Genomic DNA, 18,773 nt, shown 5'->3' on the forward strand with positions numbered 1-18,773 from the left:
CTATCATGGATGTAAGTGTCTCCGAGCCTGCCCTCGCCCGCGGCACGAGACCGCGCCGTGAGCCGGCGGCCCGCACGGGCTGCGGGGTCGAGGCGACCTTGTCGGTGATCGGCGGGGTCTGGAAGCCGGTGCTGCTGTTCCAGCTTCTGCGCGGCAAGCTGCGCTTCAACGCGCTGTGCCGGCTCACGCCACGCGCGACGCCGCGGATGATCACCTTGCAGTTGCGCGAGCTGGAAGCCGACGGCGTCGTGCGCCGGACCGTCTATCCGGAGGTGCCGCCCAAGGTGGAATACGAACTGACCGAGCTCGGGCAATCGCTGGAGCCGGTGCTGCTCGCCATGCGCGCCTGGGGCCAGGGCTTCCAGGCGCGCATGGACGCTGCGGAGACCGAACCTCGGGGAGGACCGGCTCAGCCGCGCAGCATCTGCATCGGAGCGGGATAGTAGCGGAAGCCGTCGCCGGCCTTGGCGAGGTTGCCGAAGCCCGGCCAGGCGAAGTGATAGGACATCACCGGCGTCTTCTGCTCGGCCAGCATGGTGAGCAGCCTGACTCGCGACTGGACCGACTGCTTGGGATCGTAGTCATAGGCGAATTCGACGCGTGGATTCTCGGTCAGGAGCACCGGGTGATGCGTCAGGTCCCCGAGGAAGGCGAAGGATTTTCCGCCCGAGGAGACGTTGAAGATGGTGTGTCCGGGACTGTGGCCCGGCGCCGAGATCGCCGTGATCCCCGGCAGGAATTCCTGCCCGTCCTTGAAGAAGACGATGCGGTCGCGCACCGGCCTCAGATTGGCGCGGGCGTGCTCGCCGAAGGCCTTGAACGGGCCGCCCAGCCTGGCGTCGTCGAGCCAGTAATCATGATCGACCTGGCTGATATAGATCTGCGCATTGGGGAAGTTCGGCTTGCCGTCCGCCGAGCAGATGCCGCCGGTGTGGTCGATATGGGCGTGGCTGCAGACGATCGCGTCGATCGCGGCCGGGTCGATGCCGGCCTCCTGCATGCTCTTCAGCAACCGGCCCGTGGTCGGCCCGAAGGCCTTGGAGAAGCCCATGCCGGTGTCGAACATCACCAGCCGGTCGCCGAAATTGACGATCGGCACGTTCTGCTCGAGCACGACATTGTCCTTGGGCAGGAAATTCGTCTCGAGCAGGCCGTAGACCTGCTCCTTCGGCAGCCCGAGGAAGCTCGAGCCGGGATCGCCGAGCGGCAGCGGCCCGTCGGAGACGACCGTGATCTCGGCCTGGCCCAGCATGAAGCGGTAGAAATAGGGCACCTGGCTGTTCGCGAGCGGGGCCTTGGCGGTGGCGCCGCGGGGCAAGGCCGCGCCGGCGGCGAGCGCTGCGGCCCCCGACAGGAAGCCGCGGCGGTTGAGGGACGGGATCAGCAGATTCGACATGGCGGTCCTCCGGGAGAAAGGGGGCGGCGTCGGGCGCCGTCTTCTTCGCGCGGGAGGCCTGCATTGCGTCAGGCCTTGCCGGAGGGGAAGGATGCACGCGGGCGGAGTGGACGGCCAATAAGGCTTCGCTCTAGTCTGCATAAGCGAAAGCTGCCGCTCCCGCGGGCGCAGGCGGCACAGGACACCGGGAGGATCGAGCGGCGATGGATCTGCGCCAGTTGCGCTATTTCACGGCCATCGTCGAACAGGGCTCGTTCTCGAAGGCGGCGCTCAAGCTTCGCGTCGCGCAGCCGGCGCTGAGTCAGCATCTGCGCCATATGGAGGACGAGCTCGGCGTCGCCCTGCTGCACCGCGGCACGCGCGGCGTGCAGCCGACGGAGGCCGGCGAGCGGCTGCTCGCGAAAGCCCGCACCATTCTCGCCGAATTCGCCGAACTGCGCGACAGCGTGCGCGGCGAAGCGGCCGCGCCGGCCGGCGAGGTCCGCATCGGCCTGCCGGGCACGGTGAGCGAGCAATTCGGCGTGCCGCTGATCGAGGCGGCGCAGGACCGCTACCCGGATGTCCGTATCCGCATCGCGGAGGCGATGAGCGGCTTCGTGCTCGACTGGCTGCGCAAGGGCGAGGTCGACCTGGCTGTGATCTATTCGACCTCGGACCCGAAAGGGCTCGGCATCCACCATGTGCTGACCGAGGAGCTCTGCCTGTTCGGGATTCCGGCGTTGACGGCGCTCACGACCCCGCCCGGCAAGGCGGTGACGCTCGGCGAGGCGGCCGGGCTCGACCTGATCCTGCCCGGGCCGGGCCATGGCCTGCGCGACCAGATCGACGAGGCGGCAGCCGGCATCAACGCCACCGTCCACGCCGCGGTCGAGATCGAGTCCTATGCGCAGATCAAGCGCCTCGCCGAGCGCGGCCTCGGCTACGGCATCCTGCCGCGCATGGCGGTCAGGGCGCAGGAGAAGGCCGGCCTGTTCCGGACCTGGCCGATCGAGCAGCCTTTCCTCTATCGCAAAGTCTATCTCGCCTATTCGACCGAGCGGCCGATGACGGCGGCGGCGCGCGCCATCGGCCAGCTCTCCTGGGAGATCCTGCGCGGCCTCGTCACCGACGAGAGCTGGACCGCGACGCTCGGCGACGAGACCGATCCGCCGGCCTTATACGGCTGATCAGGATTTCGTCTTTGACAGGCCTTCGCGCGAGTTCGAAGGTCGACGGAATGCCTCGTCGTCATTGCGAGCGCAGCGAAGCAATCCAGGGGCATAGGGCACCGTTCGCCCCTGGATTGCTTCGTCGCTTTGCTCCTCGCAATGACGGCAAGGCCAAGCACCAACGAGCCGACGAGGATACGCCTTGAAGACCCGCGCCGCCGTCCTGCACGCCAGCCCCGTCGCCGCGCCCTATGCGCAGTCGAAACCGCTCCGGATCGAGGAGGTCGAGCTCGCCGCGCCGGCGATGGGCGAGGTGCTGGTCAAGGTTCGCGCCGCAGGCCTGTGCCATTCCGACCTGTCGGTGATCGACGGCAACCGGCCGCGCCCGGTGCCGATGGTGCTCGGCCATGAGGCAGCGGGCGAGGTCGAGGAGGTCGGCCCCGGCGTCACCGATCTCAGGAAGGGCGACCGGGTCGTCATGGTCTTCGTGCCGTCCTGCGGCCACTGCGCGCCGTGCAGCGAGGGGCGCCCTGCCCTGTGCGAGCCCGGCAACGCCGCCAACGGCGTCGGCGAGCTGGTGGCGGGCGGCCGCCGGCTCTCGCAGAACGGCAAGCCGGTGAACCACCATGTCGGCGTCTCCGCCTTCGCCGAGCACACGGTGATGTCGCGCCATTCGCTGGTGAAGATCGAGGCCGACATCCCGCACGAGATCGCGGCGCTGTTCGGCTGCGCCGTGCTGACCGGGGTCGGTGCGGCGGTGAACACCGCCAAGGTCCGAGCCGGCGAGACGGTCGCGGTCGTCGGCCTCGGCGGCGTCGGCCTCTCCGCCCTCCTCGGCGCCGTCGCCTGTGGTGCCGCGCGCGTCGTCGCCGTCGATCTGTCGGACGAGAAGCTCGGGATCGCTCGCGAGCTCGGCGCCACCGACGCCTTCAACGCCGGCGCGCCCGACGTGGTCGAGGCGATCCGGGCGGCGACGAAGGGAGGCGTGGATCACGGCCTCGAAATGGCCGGCTCGGTCAAGGCGCTGGAGCTCGCCTATCAGATCACCCGGCGCGGCGGCACGACGACAACGGCCGGCCTCGCCAATCCGGCTCATATGATGTCGTTGGCGCCGGTCCGGCTCGTCGGCGAGGAGCGGACGCTGAAGGGCTCCTATGTCGGCTCCTGCATCCCGGTGCGCGACATTCCGCGCTTCATCGATCTCTATCAGCGCGGCCGCCTGCCGGTCGACAGGCTCTGGACCAGCTCGAGCCCGCTCGAGGGCATCAACGAGGGCTTCGACGCGCTGCACGAGGGCCGGACGATCCGGCACGTCATCCAGATGTGAGGGATCGGGCGGCAGCCTGGCCGCTCGCCGTCGCGGCACGAGGCGCGAGCGCGGCGGCGAGGGCCGCCGCCAGCATCAGCGCGACCGCGAGCCCGGCCAGCGCGGCGAAGCCGGCATGGGCATAGAGCGGGCCGAAGCCGGTCGTCCCGATGAAGAGGGCGAGATAGGTGACGCCGCTGTTGAGGCCCATGATCGCGCCGCGGCGGCCAGGATCGAGCGCCGCCAGCCGCAGGATCAGCACGTTCAGCGCAGCATGGTTGGCCATGCCCCAGCAGAAGACGACGGCGAGCAGCGCCGGATAGGAGGCCGCGGCGGCGGCCATCGCCAGGTAGACGCCGCCGACCGCCAGGAAGAAGGCCGGGAGCAGGCGGGCCGGCCCCAGCCGGTCGATCCAGCGGTCGAGAAGAGCGGTCGCCCCGAAACCGAGACCATAGCAGAGCGCGAGCAGGCCGCCGGCGCTGACCGGCAGGCCGAGCCCGCGATGCAGATGGTCGCCGACATAGCCGTAGACGCCGTAGAACGCGGCCATGAAGGCGGCGCAGGCGACGAGCAGCGGGGCGATGCCGGGAACGCGCAGGGCCGAGAGCGGCGACGGCGCGGCGCGGCCGGCGGCGCCTCCGCCGGCGCTGAGCCGCAAGGTCCCGGCCATGGCGGCGAGCCCGGCGGCGACGACGAGGCCATAGACCATGCGCCAGCCGAGGAGGTCGGCGATCACCGCCGAGAGCGAAACACCCGCGACCATGCTGAGCGTCCAGCCGAACAGGACGACACCGAGCGTATCGCTCTCGCGGCCGGGCGGCGCCGCCAGCGCGGCGAGGGTGTAGATCGACGGCAAAGCGAGGCCGGCGGCGAGCCCGGCCAGCAATTGCGCCGCCACGAAGGCCGGCAGGACCGGAGCCGCCCCGCTCGCGGCGAGGGCGGCGAGGAAGGCCAGCAGGGCATGGCGCAGCACCCGCGCCGCACCGAAGCGGTCGATCAGCCCGGCGAGCAGCAGGGCACTCGCCGCCGTGCCGATGCCGAAAGCGGCCGAGGCCGTCATCACCGCCGGCACGCCGCGGGCGAAGCTCTCGGCCAGGCGCGGCGCCATCGGCCCGAGCGCCAGCGAGTTCGCGCCGACGAGCCCGATGCACAGGCACAGGGCATAGGCTGCCGAGGGGATGCGCGATGCGGCAGGGGCTCTTTGATTTTCATTCTGCATTTCATCAGAATGGCCGAATGTAATTCCGATTCAATGGGAGATGGACGAATGCTCGAAAAAACAGATGGGGTTCGGCGAAGTCGCGGGGCCGAGCGCGAGCTCGATGCCATGGACCGAAAGCTGTTAGGCGCCCTCGTCGAGGATGCGACGATCAGCTACGCCGAGCTCGGCGAGCGCGTCGGCCTGTCGCCGCCCGCGGCGCATGAGCGGGTGAAGCGGCTGCGGCGCGCGGGCGTGATCAGGCGCGTCGCGGCGCTGATCGAACCGGAGGCGACCGGCAAGACCCTGCTCGCCTTCGTCCATGTCGACACCACCGGCTGGGGCAAGACCACGGCGCTGCTCGCGATCGAAGCCCATCCCGAGGTCGAGGAGATCCATTCAGTCGCCGGCGATACCTGCATGCTGCTCAAGGTCCGAACCGAGAGCACCCATGCGCTCGAAGGCCTGCTGGCGAAGCTCTACGACGTACCGGGCGTCACCGCGACGCGCAGCTATGTCGTGCTGTCGACCTTCCTGGAGCGCCCGGTCCAGCCCGGCGTCACCGGCGACTGGCCGGGGCGCGTCAAGGACCCGCGCCCGCAGCCGGTCAGCCGAACATAGGGGGGTGGACGATCGGGCGCGGCCCGACCGGCACCTTGAGATGGTGCAGCCGGAGCGGCTGGTGCAGGATATAGCCGCCGTTCTCATGCTCCGACAGGGCCTCGAAGCGGGCGAGCAGCTTGCCCAGTGCCGCCTGCGCCCGCTCCTCACGCGAGGGATCGGCCGCGACGGCACGCGCGATGAAGGCGGCGGCGTCCGAAAACGTCTCGACGCGGTCGTATTCGATCCGCCTGCTCTCGCTGACGATGCCCCGGCGCGTCGCCCGGGTGATGGCGTCCTGCGCCGCCTGCCTGACCTCGGTCTCGTCCTCGATCAGCCGCAGCGCGTCGAAGAACGACCCTTCCGACAGCGATTCGACCACGACGACACTGCCGCCCTTGCCGACGACACGGGCGGCTTCCTCGAGCGCCAGCAGCATGTCGGCAGCCGGCACATGGTGCAGGCTGTTGAGGAAGATCGCCGCATGCATGCTGGCGTCGCCCCAGGGCAGCATCTGCGCATGCCCCTGCTTCAGCGCGGCCCTGGGCACGAGCTTCTTCGCGGCGTCCAGCACCGCCTCGTCCGGATCGAGCCCGGCGACGCCGGCGCCGCGTTCGGCCAGCGCCTGCAGCAGCTGGCCCTTGCCGCAGCCGATGTCGAGGAGGCGCCGCCCCTGCAAGGGGGAGAGGAGTCGCTCGAGAATCTCGACGGTATCGCCTGGCGGCCGCATGCCCATGGTCAATCAATGGTTGCGCCCGCGGCGGGGCGCAAGACCTGTTCTGGAGCGATCCAGAGCTACCCGCTTCGAGCAGGCAACCTGGCCGCGACCGGCGCCGCCGGACCTTACCCGTGCTTGTGCACGATGGTCTTGGCCACGGCGAATTCCTCGAGGGCCATGAAACCCTTCTCGCGGCCATGGCCGCTCTTGCCGGTGCCGCCGAAGGGCAACTCGATGCCGCCGCCGGCGCCATAGCCGTTGATGAAGACCTGGCCGGCCCTGACGCGCCTGGCGACGCGCTGCTGGCGCCCGCCATTGTTGGTCCAGACGCCGGCGACGAGGCCGTAGGGCGTGGCGTTGGCGAGCTTCACCGCATCCTCCTCGTCCTCGAACGAGAACGCGGCGAGGACCGGGCCGAACACCTCCTCCTGCTCCAGCCGGTTGCCGCGCGGCACCTGGCCGAACAGCGTCGGCGTCACATAGAAGCCGCCATTCGGCACGCCCTGCGCGATCTGCCCTTCGGCCAGGACCGGTATGCCCTGCTCGCGGGCCTGGTCGACGAAGCTCTGGACCCGGCCGCGCTGCTTGGCATTGATCACCGGGCCGCAGTCGAGATCCATCTCGGGCGTGCCGGCGCGCAAGGTCCTGAACTGCCTGGCGACGGCGCCGACGAAGTCGTCATAGATGGTCTTCTGGACCAGCACGCGGCTGCCGGCCGAGCAGGTCTGCCCGGTGTTCTGGACGATCGCCTTGCAGACGATCGGCACGGCGGCATCGAAATCGGCATCGTCGAAGACGATCTGGGGCGACTTGCCGCCGAGTTCCAGCGTGCAGGTGATGAAATTGTCGGCACAGGCCTTCTGGATGATCTGGCCGACCTGGGGCGAGCCGGTGAAGGAGATGAAGCCGACGCCGGGATTGCGGCACAGCGCCTCGCCCGCCTCGTGGCCGCGGCCAGTGACGATGTTGATCGCGCCGTCGGGGAAGCCGACCTCGCTGGCGAGCTCGGCGAGGCGCAGCGCGGTCTGGCAGGCATCCTCGGCCGGCTTCAGCACCACGGCATTGCCCATGGCGAGCGAAGCTGTGAGGGAGCGGCCGAACATCTGCGCCGGATAGTTCCAGGGCAGGATATGGCCGGTGACGCCATAGGGCTCGTGCACGACGCTGACATTGTAGCCGTTTAGGAAGGGAATGACGTGGCCGTGCACCTTGTCGGCGGCGCCGCCGTAGAACTCGAAATAGCGGGCGGTCGCCTCGATATCGGCCCGGGCCTGCGCCATCGGCTTGCCGGTGTCCTGCGCCTCGATCCGCGCCAGCTCGTCGAAATGATCCTGGACCTTGAGCGCGAGCTTCGAGATCAGCCGGCCGCGCTCGGCCGCGGTCAGCTTCCCCCAGGCGCCGTCATAGGCCGCGCGCGCGGCCTTCACCGCGTCGTCGATGTCCTCGGCGTTGCCGCAGGCGATGCGGGTGAACTCCTCGCCGGTCGCCGGCGCGAGCACCGCCATGGTCTCGCCGGTGCGGCCGGCGACGTGCCGGCCGTTGATGAAGTGCTGGGTCATGATGATCTCCGTCTACGGCGATGCCGTCTCGATCCTGTTCAGTGCAGCCCGGCCGCGGCGAGCGAGCTTTCGGCCAGCACGGTCTCGCTGACCTCGCCACGCTCGATCGCATAGGCCTTGGCTGCGAAGTTGCGCAGCAGACTGGGGTTGGATTCGGTGATCAGCAAGGCGATGTCGGGATGGCTGTCGCGCAAAGCGCGCAGGGCGGCGGCGTAGCGGTTGGCCAGCACCGGGGCAAGGCCCTGGAACGGCTCGTCGAGCAGGATGACGCGGCTGCCGATCATCAATGCGCGGGCGAGCGCCGCCATCTTGCCCTGCCCGCCCGACAGGCCCGCGGCCGCGCGCTGGCGCAGATCGGCGAGCTCCGGAAGGACCGCGTAAATGCGCTCCAGCCGCCGCGCGATCTCGGTTTCGCCGAGCTTCATCACCTCGGCCGGCAGGCGGATATTCTCCTCGATGGTGAAGGCCGGGAACAGCCGGCGGTCCTCCGGCGCATAGCCGATGCCGAGGCGCGGGCGCTGATGCGGCTTCACCGCGCCGAGCGGCTTGCCGTCGAGGCTGATCTCGCCTTCCGTCACCGTCATGAAGCCCATCACGGCGCGCAGCAGACTGGTCTTGCCGGCGCCGTTGCGGCCGATGAGGGCCACCGTCGCCCCCTCCTCCAGCGACAGCGAAGCCCGGCGCAGCACCTGCACGCCTTCGATCTCGGCCGAGAGCTCCCTGATCTCCAGCATGAGCTAGACCTTACCGCCATCGAGAGGAGCCGCACCGTCGTTCCGGGTTGGGCCACAAGGCCGAGCCCGGAACCCGTGACCATGGGGCCATGACGACGGGTGCGGCGATGGCAGGGCAAATCCTGCGCCGCCGGTGGTCATGGATTCCGGGCTCTTCGCTGCGCGAAGCCCCGGAAGGACGGAGGTGGCGCCAGGTGAACTCCACATGGTCAGACCCCCACCCCGATCACGGTCTCGCGCACGTCCGGATGGCTGAGGATCTCCTCCGGCGTGCCCTGATGGGCGATCCGCCCGCCGGTCCAGACCGCGACGCGCCCGGCATAGCGCGCGACCACGTCCATGTCGTGCTCGACGAAGACCGCGGCGGTGGCGCGGGCGTCGAGCACGCGGGCCAGCGTGTCCATCACCTCGAACTTCTCGGTCGAGGAGACGCCGCTGGTCGGCTCGTCCATGAAGATCAGCTTCGGCTCCAGCGCCAGCGCGAGCGCGATGTCGATCAGCTTGCGCATGCCCTCGGGCAGCTCGCGGACCACGCGATTGCCGATCTGCTTCAGGCCGACCAGCTCGAGCAGCGCCCACATCTCCCCGGCTTTCGGATGGCGCCGCATGGCGAGCAAGGGCGACCACGAGCCCTCGCGGGCCGAGAGCGCCAGCAGCAGGTTCTCGATCACGGTGTTGTCGAGGAAGAGCTGCGGGATCTGGAAGGAGCGGCCGATGCCGAGGCGAGTGATCGCCCGCGGCGAGAGGCGCGTCACATCCTGCCCGGCGAAGACGACCCGGCCCGATTGCGGCTTGAGATAGCCGGTGCAGAGATTGATGAAGGTGGTCTTGCCGGCGCCGTTCGGGCCGATGATGGCAATGCGCTCGTTGGCCGCGACCTCGAGCGAGGCGCCGTTCGCCGCCTGCACGCCACCGAAGCGCAGATGCAGGTCGTCCGCCTTCAGGATGACGCCGCTCATCGCCCGCCCTCCTCGCGCTTGCGGCCGGCGACGATGCCGTAGAGGCCCGCCGGCGCGAAGAAGATGATGACCAGCAGCATGATTCCGAGCACGGCGTGCCAGGTCTCGGGCGCGTGGACCGCCGCATAGCCGCGGATGATCTGGAACATCAGCGCGCCGAGGAAGGGGCCGGCGACGCCGCCGATGCCGCCCAGGATCGCGATGAAGACGAACTCGCCCGAGCGCACCCAATAGGCCAGCTCCGGCGTGACGTGGCCGGAGACCAGCGCGATGATCGCTCCACCCAGGCCCGCCAGCAGGCCGGAGAGCAGATAGGCGCCGTAGAGCACCTTGCGCGGCGAGACGCCGAGATATTCGAGCCGGGTCTCGTTCGACTTGATCGCCTCCAGCGCCTTGCCGCCGGGCGACAGCAGATAGCGCGCGACGAAGAGCGCCGCGACGATGCAGAGCAGGAGCGTGAGATAGAAGGTCGCGAGCTCGAACTGCTCGCGGCCGAATTCGATGCCGGCGAAGGTCGGGCGCGGCACGCGCTTGCCATCGGCGCCGCCGGTGATCGGGAAGAGCTTCTCCAGAAGCGAGAAGAACACCATCGAGATGGCGAGGTTGAGCATGCCGAAGAAGATCGCCCGGTAGCGCACGACGAACAGGCCGACGAGCGCGGCGAGCAGACCGGAGGCCGCCATGCCGAGCGGGATCAGGACCAGCGCCTCATGGCCGAAGCGGGCGGCCGCGAGGAAGGCGACCGCATAGGCGCTGAACGAGAAGAACAGGCCGTGGCCGAAGGAGACCTGGCCGGCGCGCAGCAGCACCATGATGCCGAGCGCCGCCAGCCCTTCGCACAGGGCCACGGTGAGGATCACCGTCGACCAGGGCGAGAACAGCGGGAAGACGGCGAGCGCCGCGGTGAGCGCAAGGCCGAAGACGAGCTGGCGCGCCATCACACCTTCCTCGTCTGCACGGTCGAGAACAGGCCCTGCGGACGGATCAGCAGCACGACCATCATGATGAGATAGGGGATCAGCACGTCGAATTCCGGCGCGAAATAGACTGCGGCCGAGCGCCCGAGCCCGATCAGCAGCGCTGCGACCGCCGCCCCCTCGATCCGCCCCAGACCGGCGGTCGCCGCCACGGCGAAGGAGAGGACGAGCGTGCCGGCGCCGATGCCGGGGGTCAGCGAGGTCGTGGCGGAGGCGAGCGCCCCGCCGAGCGCCGCAAGCGAGGCGCCGATGATGAAGGTGATCAGGTAGACCCGCGTCGCGTCGATGCCCATGGCGGTCGCGGCCTCGCGATCCTGCGTCACCGCGACGATGGCGCGGCCGAAGCTGGTGCGGCGCAGGAAGAAGCGGAGGCCGAGCAGCACCGCGAGCGCGACCAGCGGCATCAGGATGAGCTGGTAGCCGGTGTAGAAGATGCCGAAGACCTCGACCGTGCCGAGCCAGTTCATCGGCGCGTTGGCGAAATAGGGCTGCACGCCGAAAACGACCTTCTGCGCGTCCTCCAGGATCATGAAGACGGCGAAGGTGACGATGAGCTGCAGCACCTCCTCCTTGCCGTAGATCCGGCGCAGCAGCAGCGCCTCGGTGAGCCCGCCGAGCAGGATGCCGACCAGCGCGGCGGACGCCAGCAGCGCCGGGAAGGCGAGCCAGGTCGGCAGCCCGGCGGCGCCGAGGGCGAGCACGCTCGCCGCCGCGACATAGGCGCCGATCGCGTAGAACGAGCCATGGGCGACGTTGACGATGCCGAGCACGCCGAAGATCAGCGACAGCCCGACCGCGACCAGGAAGATCAGCGAGCCATAGGCCAGGCCGTCGAGCGCGGCGAGGAGAAGCATTTCAGGAGGCATGCGGTCCGTTACCGGGTTCCCCTCCCCCTTGTGGGGAGGGGTTAGGGGTGGGGGGCGAAAAGCCAGTCGCGAGGGGAGGGTGTCGAGCGTCCGCGCTCGCGCCGTTCGACCTGGGCCGGTCACCCGGTCGGACGCCCCCCACCCCTGCCCCTCCCCACGAGAGGGAGGGAGGGGTTCGCGTTGCGGTTCGTCGGTCTCACTTCGCGTAGTCGAAGGTCTCGATCGACTTGTCGGTGACGAGGTCCGGCTTCACCTTGGCGAACCAGTCGAGCGACTTCTCGCCGATCGGCGTGGTCACCAGCTTGCCGGGATAGAGCGCCATCTTGTCGTAGACCGCGAAGGGATAGTCCGGAACGCGCCTGGTGGTGCCGAGCAACTGGTCCTCCAGGCCCTGATGGTCCTGGCGGATGGTGATCGTGCCGGTGAGCGACTTGAACTCCAGCCCCTCGAAGGCGGCGATGACCTGCTCCCTGCTCGGCCACTTGCCGCCGGCGGCGGCGCCGGCCTTCTCATAGGCCTTCTGCAGCCCGGTCAGGGCCTGTTGCATGTGGAAGGTCGGGTAGATCGGGTAGACGCCGGTCTTGTCCTTGTACTTCTTCACGAAGGCCTGCATGTCCGGCGTGTTCTTGTGCTTGGGGTGCAGCCAGTAATGGTCGCCGCGCGAGCCGACGATCACCCCTTCCGGCAGGACGTTGCCGAGCCGCTCCAGCGAGCTTTCGGCCAGCGGCAACACGAAGGTCGACTGCTTCAGGAGGCCGCGGGCCGCGGCCTGCTGGACGAAGGTGTCGAGGTCGCCGCCCCAGGAGGTCGAGATCACGACGTCGGGCCGCAGCGCCGAAAGCCTCGTGATCTCGGTCGAGAAATCGGGCGCGCCGAATTTCGGGAAGAGCTCGGCGACAACCTTGACGTCGGGCTTCAGCGCCTTCAGGCCGGCCTGCAGCAGCGCCCAGGATTCACGGCCCCAGGCATAGTCCTGATTGACGACCGCGACGCTCTTGAAGTCCGGCTTGACCTTCATCAGGTAGAGCAGCGTCGCCATCATCTCGGCACCGGCATGAGCCTGGGTGCGGACGGAATATTTCCACTTGCCGTCCTCGAAGATGGTCTGCGTGCCGCAGTCCCACATCACGTTGACGACCTTGAGGTCTTCCGCCACAGGGGCGAGCGCGTTGCAGGAGCCCGACGAGATGGCGCCGAGCATCACCTGGGCGCCCTGCTCCTGCACGACGCGGCGGTATTCGGAGAGGAGCTGGTTGGTGCCGGCGCCCTCGTCGACATAGACCGGCTTCAGCGGCACGCCGAGCACGCCGCCCTTGGCGTTGATCTCCTCGATCAGCAGGTCGGCAGCGTTGCGGCCCGGCACGCCGAACACCGAGGCCGGCCCAGAGAGGAAGGTGGCGATGCCGACCACCAGCTCCTTCGGCTTGTCCTGCGCCAGGGCCGAGCCTGCGAGCAGCGCGCCGGCCAGCGCAGCGGTGGCCAGTTTCATCGTCTTCATCAGCGTCCTCCCTGAACCTTCGCATGACTGCCGGGCGCTCTTGAAAGGCGCCTCGTCCGGCAAAAAGGGGCGCATAGCCGCCGCGGTGGGGCAAGTAGGATAAAGCGATGAAGGCCATAGGCTTTTTCTATGGAGCTGGCGCTATGGCCGTTATCGCGAAACGCTATTTGACTTCGCGCCGCCAAAGGCGACCTCTCGCGGCATCCTCGGTCCTCATCCTGAGGAGCGCGTCTCGAGGAGGCTCCAGCCTGCTCTGGATTCTCCCGAAGCATCCTTCGCGATGCGAGCTTTGCTCGCTCCTCGGGATGCGAGCCTGCGGGACGCGGGACGGCGGCCAGCGCACGAGCAGACCTGAAGATGATGAATGCCCTCGACGGAATCCTGGTGGTGGCGCTGGAACAGGCGGTCGCCGCTCCGCTCGCGAGCTGCCGGCTGGCCGATGCCGGGGCGCGCGTCATCAAGCTGGAGCGGGGGGAAGGCGATTTCTCGCGCGGCTATGACGATTATGCCCGCGGCCTATCCTCCTATTTCGTCTGGATCAATCGCGGCAAGGAATCCTGCCGCGTCGACCTGAAGCACCCCGAGGACCTCGCTCTGGTCGCAGCGATGCTGGCGGAGGCCGACGTCTTCATCCAGAATTTCGCGCCCGGCGCGATGGACCGGCTCGGCATCGGCAGCGAAGCGCTGCGCCGACGCCATCCCAGGCTCATCACCTGCGACATCTCCGGCTATGCGCCGGGCACGCCGCACTACACCCGCAAGGCCTACGACCTGCTGATCCAGGCCGAAGCCGGCCTCGCCGCCGTCACCGGCAGCGCCGAGTCCGGCCCGACCCGGATCGGCATCTCGATCGCCGATATCGCCACCGGCAATGCCGCCTATGCCGCGATCCTGGAGGCGCTGATCCGGCGGGGGCGCACCGGAGAGGGCTCGCGCATCCAGCTCTCGCTGTTCGACACCATCGCCGACCTGATGAACGTGCCCTATCTGACGCGGCGCTATGGCGGAATCGAGCCGCCCCGGCTCGGCCTCGCCCATCCGTCGATCGCGCCCTATGGCGTCTTCCGCCTCGCCGATGCCGAGGTGCTGATCTCGATCCAGAGCGAGCGCGAATGGCAGATTCTAACCCGCGACGTGCTGCGCGATCCCGGCCTCACCGAGGACCCGCGCTTCGCCAGCAACGTGCTGCGCGTGCGCAACCGCCCGGCGCTCGACGCCGCCATCCAGGCGATCCTGATCGCTCGTACCTACGCCGAGACGGCGGCCGGGCTCGATGCGGCCCGGATCGCCTATGGCACGGTCTCGACTGTCGCCGGCCTCATCGAGCACCCGGCCGCGACGGCCCTGCCCGTCCCGACGCCGAACGGCCCGGTCGAGGTGCTGGCGCCGCCGGTGCTGGTCGACGGCGAGCGCGTGCCGATGCGCGCGCCGCCGGGCCTCGGCGAGCATGACGAAGCGCTGCGCCGGGAATTTGCGGCGAAGGCGACGCGATCAGCCTGATGCCGCACGACCTCATCGACACGACGATCAATCACAGCCGTCATTCCGGCGCTCCGCTTTGCCGCGGCCGGAATGACGGTGGAGGGAACGGCGACAGCCGATGCAGACGATGAATACTCAGGCCGACCACGCCGACATCCGCGAAGCGGTGGCGAGACTGTGCGCGGACTATCCGGGCGAGTACTGGCGCAAGCTCGACCGCGAGATGGCCTATCCGGCCGCGTTCGTCACGGCCCTCACGCAAAGCGGCTTCCTATCGGCGCTGATCCCGGAGGATTATGGTGGCGCCGGGCTGCCGCTCTCGGCCGCCGCCGTCATCATGGAGGAGATTCAGCGCCAGGGCTGCAATGGCGGCGCCTGCCACGCGCAGATGTACGTGATGGGAACGCTGCTGCGCCATGGCAGCGAGGATCAGAAGCGGAGGTATCTGCCCAGGATCGCCTCCGGCGAACTGCGCCTGCAGGCCTTCGGCGTCACCGAGCCGGGCAGCGGCACCGACACCACCGCGCTCAGGACGACGGCGCGGCGCGAGGGCGACCAATACATCGTCAACGGCCAGAAGATCTGGACCAGCCGGGCGGCTCAATCCGACCTGATGCTGCTGCTCGCCCGCACCACGCCGCGCGAGCAGGTGCAGAAGCGCACCGACGGGCTCTCGGTCTTCATCCTCGACATGCGCGAGGCGCTTCAGGCCGGCCTCACCATCCGGCCGATCCGGACGATGATGAACCACGCCACCACCGAGGTGTTCTTCGACAATGTCAGGGTTCCGGCTGAGAACCTCGTCGGCGAGGAGGGCAAGGGCTTCCGCTACATCCTCTCGGGCATGAACGCCGAGCGCATCCTGATCGCCGCCGAATGCGTCGGCGACGCCAAATGGTTCATCGACAAGGCCTCGACCTACGCCAGGGAGCGCCAGGTCTTCGGCCGGCCGATCGGCCAGAATCAGGGCATCCAGTTCCCGATCGCGAGAGCCTACGCCAATATGCGCGCGGCCGAGCTGATGGTGCGCGAGGCGATCCGACTCTACGAAGCCGGCAGCAATCCGGGCGCGGAAGCAAACATGGCCAAGCTGCTGGCGGCGGACGCCTCGTTCGAGGCCGCCAATGCCTGCATCCAGACCCATGGCGGCTTCGGATTCGCCGAAGAGTACGATATCGAGCGCAAGTTCCGCGAGACGCGGCTCTACCAGGTCGCGCCGATCTCGACCAACCTGATCCTGTCCTATCTCGCCGAGCATGTGCTGGGCATGCCACGCAGCTACTGAGCCCGATGAACATCGACCATCTGAAGTCCTGGATCGGCAAGACCGAAGTGGCCTCCGACCTGATCACGCCGCGGCTGGTCGCGAGCTATGAGGCGACGTTCTCTCCGCATCTGGCGCCATATCGGGAAGGCGAGGTGCCGCTCGCACTGCACTGGTGTCTGGCCCCGCCGATCGCGCCGATTCGGGAGCTCGGCGCGGACGGCCACCCCGCCAAGGGCAAGTTCCTCCCGCCGGTGCCCCTGCCGCGGCGGATGTGGGCGGGCGGGCGGATCGAGACCGTCGCGCCGCTCCGGATCGGCGACGAGGTCATCCGCCGCTCGACCATCGGCGATGTCACATACAAGGAAGGACGCGCCGGTCCGCTCTGCTTCGTCGCCGTCGCGCACGAGATCATCGGCCCGCGCGGGCTTGCGCTGCGCGAACGACACGACATCGTCTATCGCGAGGCGGCGGGCCCCGCGGACAGCCCGCGGCCTGCTCCCGTCACCGCGGGGCCGCGCGCGGCCGACCTGGCCTGGACGGTCGAGGCCTCACCGGTGCTGCTGTTCCGCTATTCCGCCCTCACCTTCAACGGCCATCGCATCCATTACGACCACCCTTACGTCACCGGCGTCGAGGGTTATGCCGGGCTCGTCGTGCACGGGCCGATCCAGGCGAGCCTGATCATGAACATCATCGCGACGCTGTCCGGCGGCGCGCCGATCCGGCTCGACTATCGCGGGCTCGCGCCGCTGATCGCGGGCGAGGCCTTCCAGGTGAAGGCGAAGCGCCTGGAGGACGGCGCCATCACGGCCTGGACCGAGGGCAGCGACGGGCTGGTGCGGATGGAAGGCGTGAGCCGCTGAGCCGCGTCATTCTTGGACGGAGCGAAGCGCAGATCCGAGAAGCTCGGGACGAGAAGGCGCCAAATGGAGCCTCCTCCGTCCTGAGATGCTCGGGTCAAGCCCGAGCATGACGTCAACTCACATCTTCCCCGGTGTCACGGTCCCGCCATGGTGCTAGCGTCTCTCGCTGCACCTTTGTTCAGGAGCCGACGATGGACCGCGCCCGTTTCAGCCGCCGCGACACGCTCAAGGGCGGGGCTGCCATCGCCGCGGCCGCCGCGCTCCCCGCGCCGCTGGCGGCGCAGGCTCCGACGAAGCTCAAGCTCCGGCTGCTGGAGACCAGCGACCTGCACGTGAACGTCGTGCCTTACGACTATTTCCGCGACGCGCCGGACGACACGGTCGGCCTCGCCAAGACGGCGAACCTGATCAAGGCGGCCCAGGCGGAAGCGAAGAACAGCCTGCTCTTCGACAATGGCGACTTCCTGCAGGGCTCCTCGCTCGGCGATTTCGTCGCCTACAAGAAGGGGCTGAAGGCCGGCGAGACCCACCCGATGATCGCCGCGATGAACGCCCTGCCCTATCAGTGCGGCACGCTCGGCAATCACGAGTTCAACTACGGGCTCGACTTCCTGGAGCACGGCCTCGCGCGCGCCGAGTTCCCGATCGTGTGCGCCAATGTCGAGCGCGTCGGCGGCGGCACCCTGATCGAGCCATGGCGCATCTTCGAGCAGAGCTTCGAGGACGAGGCCGGCGCCAAGCATGTGCTGAACATCGCGGTGATCGGCTTCGTGCCTCCGCAGATCATGCAGTGGGACAAGGCCAATCTCGAGCGCAAGGTCACGGCGACGGACATCGTGGAGGCCGCGCAGAAATACCTGCCGGAGATCGCGCTCGCCCACCCCGACCTCACCATCGCGCTCTGCCATTCCGGCATCGCCGGCGGCGAGCGCAAGGGCGGCGAGGAGAACGCGGCGCTGCACCTCGCCGCGCTCGACGGCATCGACGTCGTCCTGACCGGCCACCAGCATCTCGTCTTTCCCGGCGGCAAGGCCTTCGATGGTATCGCCGGCGTCGACAACAGGAAGGGCTCGCTGCACGGCAAGCCGGCCTGCCAGCCCGGCTTCTGGGGCTCGCATGTCGGCATCGTCGATCTCGAGCTGGAGAAGCGGGACGGGCGCTGGCGCGTCGCCGATTTCAAGGTCGATCCCAAGCCGATCTACGAGCGGACGCCCGATCGCAAGATCGTGCCGAAGGCCGAGATCGAGGCCGCGGTGCTGGCGACGGTGAAGGCCGACCACGAGGCGACGCTGAGCTATATGCGCGAGCCCGTCGGCACCACCACCGCCCCGATCGACAGCTATTTCGCCCTCGTCGCCGACGATCCGTCGGTGCAGATCGTGGCGGAGGCGCAGATCGCCTATGCCAGGCCGCTGCTGGCGCAGACGCCGTACAAGGATCTGCCGATCCTGTCGGCCGCCGCGCCGTTCAAGTCGGGCGGGCGAGCCGGGCCCGCCTTCTTCACCGACATCCCGGCCGGGCCGATCGCGATCAAGAACGTCGCCGACATCTATCTCTATCCGAACACGGTGCAGATCGTGAAAGTCACCGGCGCCCAGATCCGTGAATGGCTCGAGCGTTCGGCCGGCATCTTCAACCGCATCGACGTGACGAAGAGCGAGGAGCAGCCGCTGATCAATCCCGGCTTCCCGGCCTTCAATTTCGACGTGATCGACGGCGTCACCTACCAGATCGACGTGACGCAGGCCTCGCGCTACGACGGCGACGGCAAGCTGGTGGCGCCCGACGCCCATCGCATCGTCGACCTCGCTTTCCAGGGCAAGCCGATCGACGAAAAAGCCGAGTTCATCGTCGTCACCAACAATTACCGCGCCTCCGGCGGCGGCAATTTCCCGGGTACCAGGACGACGGTGGTGCTGGAGGCGCCCGACCTCAACCGCGACGCGATCGTGCGCTTCATCGTCGAGAAGAAGACGATCAACCCCAGTGCGGACGGCAACTGGTCGCTGAAACCGCTGCCGGCGAGCGTCAACGTCACCTTTCCGACCGCACCGGCGGCTGCCGGCAAGAAGCCGGAGACGCTGAAGGCGCAGGCGGTCGGCGATGCCGGCGACGGTTTCGTGAAGTACCGGCTGGGCGGCTGAGCAGCAGCTACCGGTCCGTCCGGCATCGGCGGGCTCCCGCCCGGAGCGCGACGAGGGG

At 68.7% G+C, this 18,773-nt stretch carries 17 protein-coding genes; 8 read left to right on the forward strand and 9 right to left on the reverse strand.

The features are described 5' to 3' along the window. Positions 1-5: 5 nt before the first annotated feature. A complete protein-coding gene (locus tag CS1GBM4_RS06860) occupies positions 6-443 on the forward strand; it encodes a helix-turn-helix domain-containing protein (protein WP_186417954.1) in 438 nt (145 codons plus the stop codon). On the opposite strand, the gene CS1GBM4_RS06865 is transcribed toward CS1GBM4_RS06860, so the two are convergent. Then, a complete protein-coding gene (locus CS1GBM4_RS06865; protein WP_186418052.1) occupies positions 410-1,384 on the reverse strand; it encodes an MBL fold metallo-hydrolase in 975 nt (324 codons plus the stop codon). The two genes, CS1GBM4_RS06860 and CS1GBM4_RS06865, sit on opposite strands and share 34 nt — an antisense overlap. 215 nt (positions 1,385-1,599) lie before the next feature. Here CS1GBM4_RS06865 and CS1GBM4_RS06870 point away from each other — a divergent pair, with 215 nt between their 5' ends. Beyond that, positions 1,600-2,562 carry a LysR substrate-binding domain-containing protein gene (locus tag CS1GBM4_RS06870; protein ID WP_186417955.1) on the forward strand — a complete coding sequence of 321 codons (963 nt, stop codon included), beginning with the start codon at positions 1,600-1,602 and terminating at the stop codon, positions 2,560-2,562. Positions 2,563-2,746: 184 nt separating this feature from the next. Beyond that, a complete protein-coding gene (locus CS1GBM4_RS06875; RefSeq protein WP_186417956.1) occupies positions 2,747-3,871 on the forward strand; it encodes a zinc-dependent alcohol dehydrogenase family protein in 1,125 nt (374 codons plus the stop codon). On the opposite strand, the gene CS1GBM4_RS06880 is transcribed toward CS1GBM4_RS06875, so the two are convergent. After that, positions 3,858-5,069 carry an MFS transporter gene (locus CS1GBM4_RS06880; RefSeq protein WP_186417957.1) on the reverse strand — a complete coding sequence of 404 codons (1,212 nt, stop codon included), beginning with the start codon at positions 5,067-5,069 and terminating at the stop codon, positions 3,858-3,860. The genes CS1GBM4_RS06875 and CS1GBM4_RS06880 overlap by 14 nt on opposite strands. Before the next feature lie 48 nt (positions 5,070-5,117). On the opposite strand from CS1GBM4_RS06880, the gene CS1GBM4_RS06885 reads away from it, so the two are divergent. Beyond that, entirely contained in the window at positions 5,118-5,669 is a 552-nt protein-coding gene (locus CS1GBM4_RS06885; protein WP_186417958.1) for an Lrp/AsnC family transcriptional regulator, read from the forward strand. Here the strand turns inward: CS1GBM4_RS06885 and CS1GBM4_RS06890 are convergent. From CS1GBM4_RS06890 to CS1GBM4_RS06920, 7 genes are all read right to left on the reverse strand, one after another. Next, positions 5,656-6,378, reverse strand: a complete 723-nt coding sequence (locus tag CS1GBM4_RS06890) for a class I SAM-dependent methyltransferase (RefSeq protein ID WP_186417959.1) — start codon at positions 6,376-6,378, stop codon at positions 5,656-5,658. The two genes, CS1GBM4_RS06885 and CS1GBM4_RS06890, sit on opposite strands and share 14 nt — an antisense overlap. Positions 6,379-6,491: 113 nt before the next feature. Further along, positions 6,492-7,925, reverse strand: a complete 1,434-nt coding sequence (locus CS1GBM4_RS06895; RefSeq protein WP_186417960.1) for an aldehyde dehydrogenase family protein — start codon at positions 7,923-7,925, stop codon at positions 6,492-6,494. Between the two features lie 38 nt (positions 7,926-7,963). Further along, on the reverse strand, positions 7,964-8,659 hold the full coding sequence (locus CS1GBM4_RS06900) for an ATP-binding cassette domain-containing protein (protein ID WP_186417961.1): 696 nt from the start codon (positions 8,657-8,659) through the stop codon (positions 7,964-7,966). Between the two features lie 209 nt (positions 8,660-8,868). After that, entirely contained in the window at positions 8,869-9,618 is a 750-nt protein-coding gene (locus CS1GBM4_RS06905) for an ABC transporter ATP-binding protein (RefSeq protein ID WP_186417962.1), read from the reverse strand. Beyond that, positions 9,615-10,556, reverse strand: coding sequence for a branched-chain amino acid ABC transporter permease (locus CS1GBM4_RS06910; RefSeq protein ID WP_186417963.1), 942 nt, complete (start codon positions 10,554-10,556; stop codon positions 9,615-9,617). Before CS1GBM4_RS06910 ends, CS1GBM4_RS06905 begins: the two co-directional genes overlap by 4 nt. Then, complete coding sequence (locus CS1GBM4_RS06915) at positions 10,556-11,449, reverse strand: branched-chain amino acid ABC transporter permease (protein ID WP_244607096.1); 894 nt, start codon at positions 11,447-11,449, stop codon at positions 10,556-10,558. The genes CS1GBM4_RS06910 and CS1GBM4_RS06915 overlap by 1 nt, the downstream gene beginning before the upstream one ends. Positions 11,450-11,657: 208 nt before the next feature. Next, a complete protein-coding gene (locus CS1GBM4_RS06920) occupies positions 11,658-12,959 on the reverse strand; it encodes an ABC transporter substrate-binding protein (protein ID WP_186417965.1) in 1,302 nt (433 codons plus the stop codon). 357 nt (positions 12,960-13,316) lie between these two features. Between CS1GBM4_RS06920 and CS1GBM4_RS06925 the strand changes: the two genes are divergently transcribed. From CS1GBM4_RS06925 to CS1GBM4_RS06940, 4 genes are all read left to right on the forward strand, one after another. Further along, on the forward strand, positions 13,317-14,459 hold the full coding sequence (locus CS1GBM4_RS06925) for a CaiB/BaiF CoA-transferase family protein (protein WP_186417966.1): 1,143 nt from the start codon (positions 13,317-13,319) through the stop codon (positions 14,457-14,459). 100 nt (positions 14,460-14,559) lie between these two features. Next, positions 14,560-15,726, forward strand: coding sequence for an acyl-CoA dehydrogenase family protein (locus CS1GBM4_RS06930; protein WP_186417967.1), 1,167 nt, complete (start codon positions 14,560-14,562; stop codon positions 15,724-15,726). 5 nt (positions 15,727-15,731) lie between these two features. Further along, positions 15,732-16,571 (forward strand): MaoC family dehydratase N-terminal domain-containing protein, encoded by an 840-nt coding sequence (locus CS1GBM4_RS06935; protein WP_186417968.1) that lies wholly within the window; start codon positions 15,732-15,734, stop codon positions 16,569-16,571. Positions 16,572-16,762: 191 nt separating this feature from the next. After that, positions 16,763-18,715 carry a bifunctional 2',3'-cyclic-nucleotide 2'-phosphodiesterase/3'-nucleotidase gene (locus CS1GBM4_RS06940; protein WP_186417969.1) on the forward strand — a complete coding sequence of 651 codons (1,953 nt, stop codon included), beginning with the start codon at positions 16,763-16,765 and terminating at the stop codon, positions 18,713-18,715. Positions 18,716-18,773: the final 58 nt, after the last annotated feature.

The sequence above is a fragment of the Allobosea sp. CS1GBMeth4 genome, assembly GCF_900185715.1.
In the GTDB taxonomy this organism is placed as follows: domain Bacteria; phylum Pseudomonadota; class Alphaproteobacteria; order Rhizobiales; family Beijerinckiaceae; genus Allobosea.

What these genes read in the sequence shown, in the direction of transcription:
- CS1GBM4_RS06920 (WP_186417965.1), bottom strand. Translation starts at nt 12,959, where the DNA reads ATGAAGACGATGAAACTGGCCACCGCTGCGCTGGCCGGCGCGCTGCTC.
- CS1GBM4_RS06910 (WP_186417963.1), bottom strand. Translation starts at nt 10,556, where the DNA reads ATGGCGCGCCAGCTCGTCTTCGGCCTTGCGCTCACCGCGGCGCTCGCC.
- CS1GBM4_RS06885 (WP_186417958.1), top strand. Translation starts at nt 5,118, where the DNA reads ATGCTCGAAAAAACAGATGGGGTTCGGCGAAGTCGCGGGGCCGAGCGC.
- CS1GBM4_RS06895 (WP_186417960.1), bottom strand. Translation starts at nt 7,925, where the DNA reads ATGACCCAGCACTTCATCAACGGCCGGCACGTCGCCGGCCGCACCGGC.
- CS1GBM4_RS06930 (WP_186417967.1), top strand. Translation starts at nt 14,560, where the DNA reads ATGCAGACGATGAATACTCAGGCCGACCACGCCGACATCCGCGAAGCG.
- CS1GBM4_RS06870 (WP_186417955.1), top strand. Translation starts at nt 1,600, where the DNA reads ATGGATCTGCGCCAGTTGCGCTATTTCACGGCCATCGTCGAACAGGGC.
- CS1GBM4_RS06905 (WP_186417962.1), bottom strand. Translation starts at nt 9,618, where the DNA reads ATGAGCGGCGTCATCCTGAAGGCGGACGACCTGCATCTGCGCTTCGGT.
- CS1GBM4_RS06915 (WP_244607096.1), bottom strand. Translation starts at nt 11,449, where the DNA reads ATGCTTCTCCTCGCCGCGCTCGACGGCCTGGCCTATGGCTCGCTGATC.
- CS1GBM4_RS06890 (WP_186417959.1), bottom strand. Translation starts at nt 6,378, where the DNA reads ATGCGGCCGCCAGGCGATACCGTCGAGATTCTCGAGCGACTCCTCTCC.
- CS1GBM4_RS06935 (WP_186417968.1), top strand. Translation starts at nt 15,732, where the DNA reads ATGAACATCGACCATCTGAAGTCCTGGATCGGCAAGACCGAAGTGGCC.
- CS1GBM4_RS06860 (WP_186417954.1), top strand. Translation starts at nt 6, where the DNA reads ATGGATGTAAGTGTCTCCGAGCCTGCCCTCGCCCGCGGCACGAGACCG.
- CS1GBM4_RS06940 (WP_186417969.1), top strand. Translation starts at nt 16,763, where the DNA reads ATGGACCGCGCCCGTTTCAGCCGCCGCGACACGCTCAAGGGCGGGGCT.
- CS1GBM4_RS06900 (WP_186417961.1), bottom strand. Translation starts at nt 8,659, where the DNA reads ATGCTGGAGATCAGGGAGCTCTCGGCCGAGATCGAAGGCGTGCAGGTG.
- CS1GBM4_RS06925 (WP_186417966.1), top strand. Translation starts at nt 13,317, where the DNA reads ATGATGAATGCCCTCGACGGAATCCTGGTGGTGGCGCTGGAACAGGCG.
- CS1GBM4_RS06880 (WP_186417957.1), bottom strand. Translation starts at nt 5,069, where the DNA reads ATGCAGAATGAAAATCAAAGAGCCCCTGCCGCATCGCGCATCCCCTCG.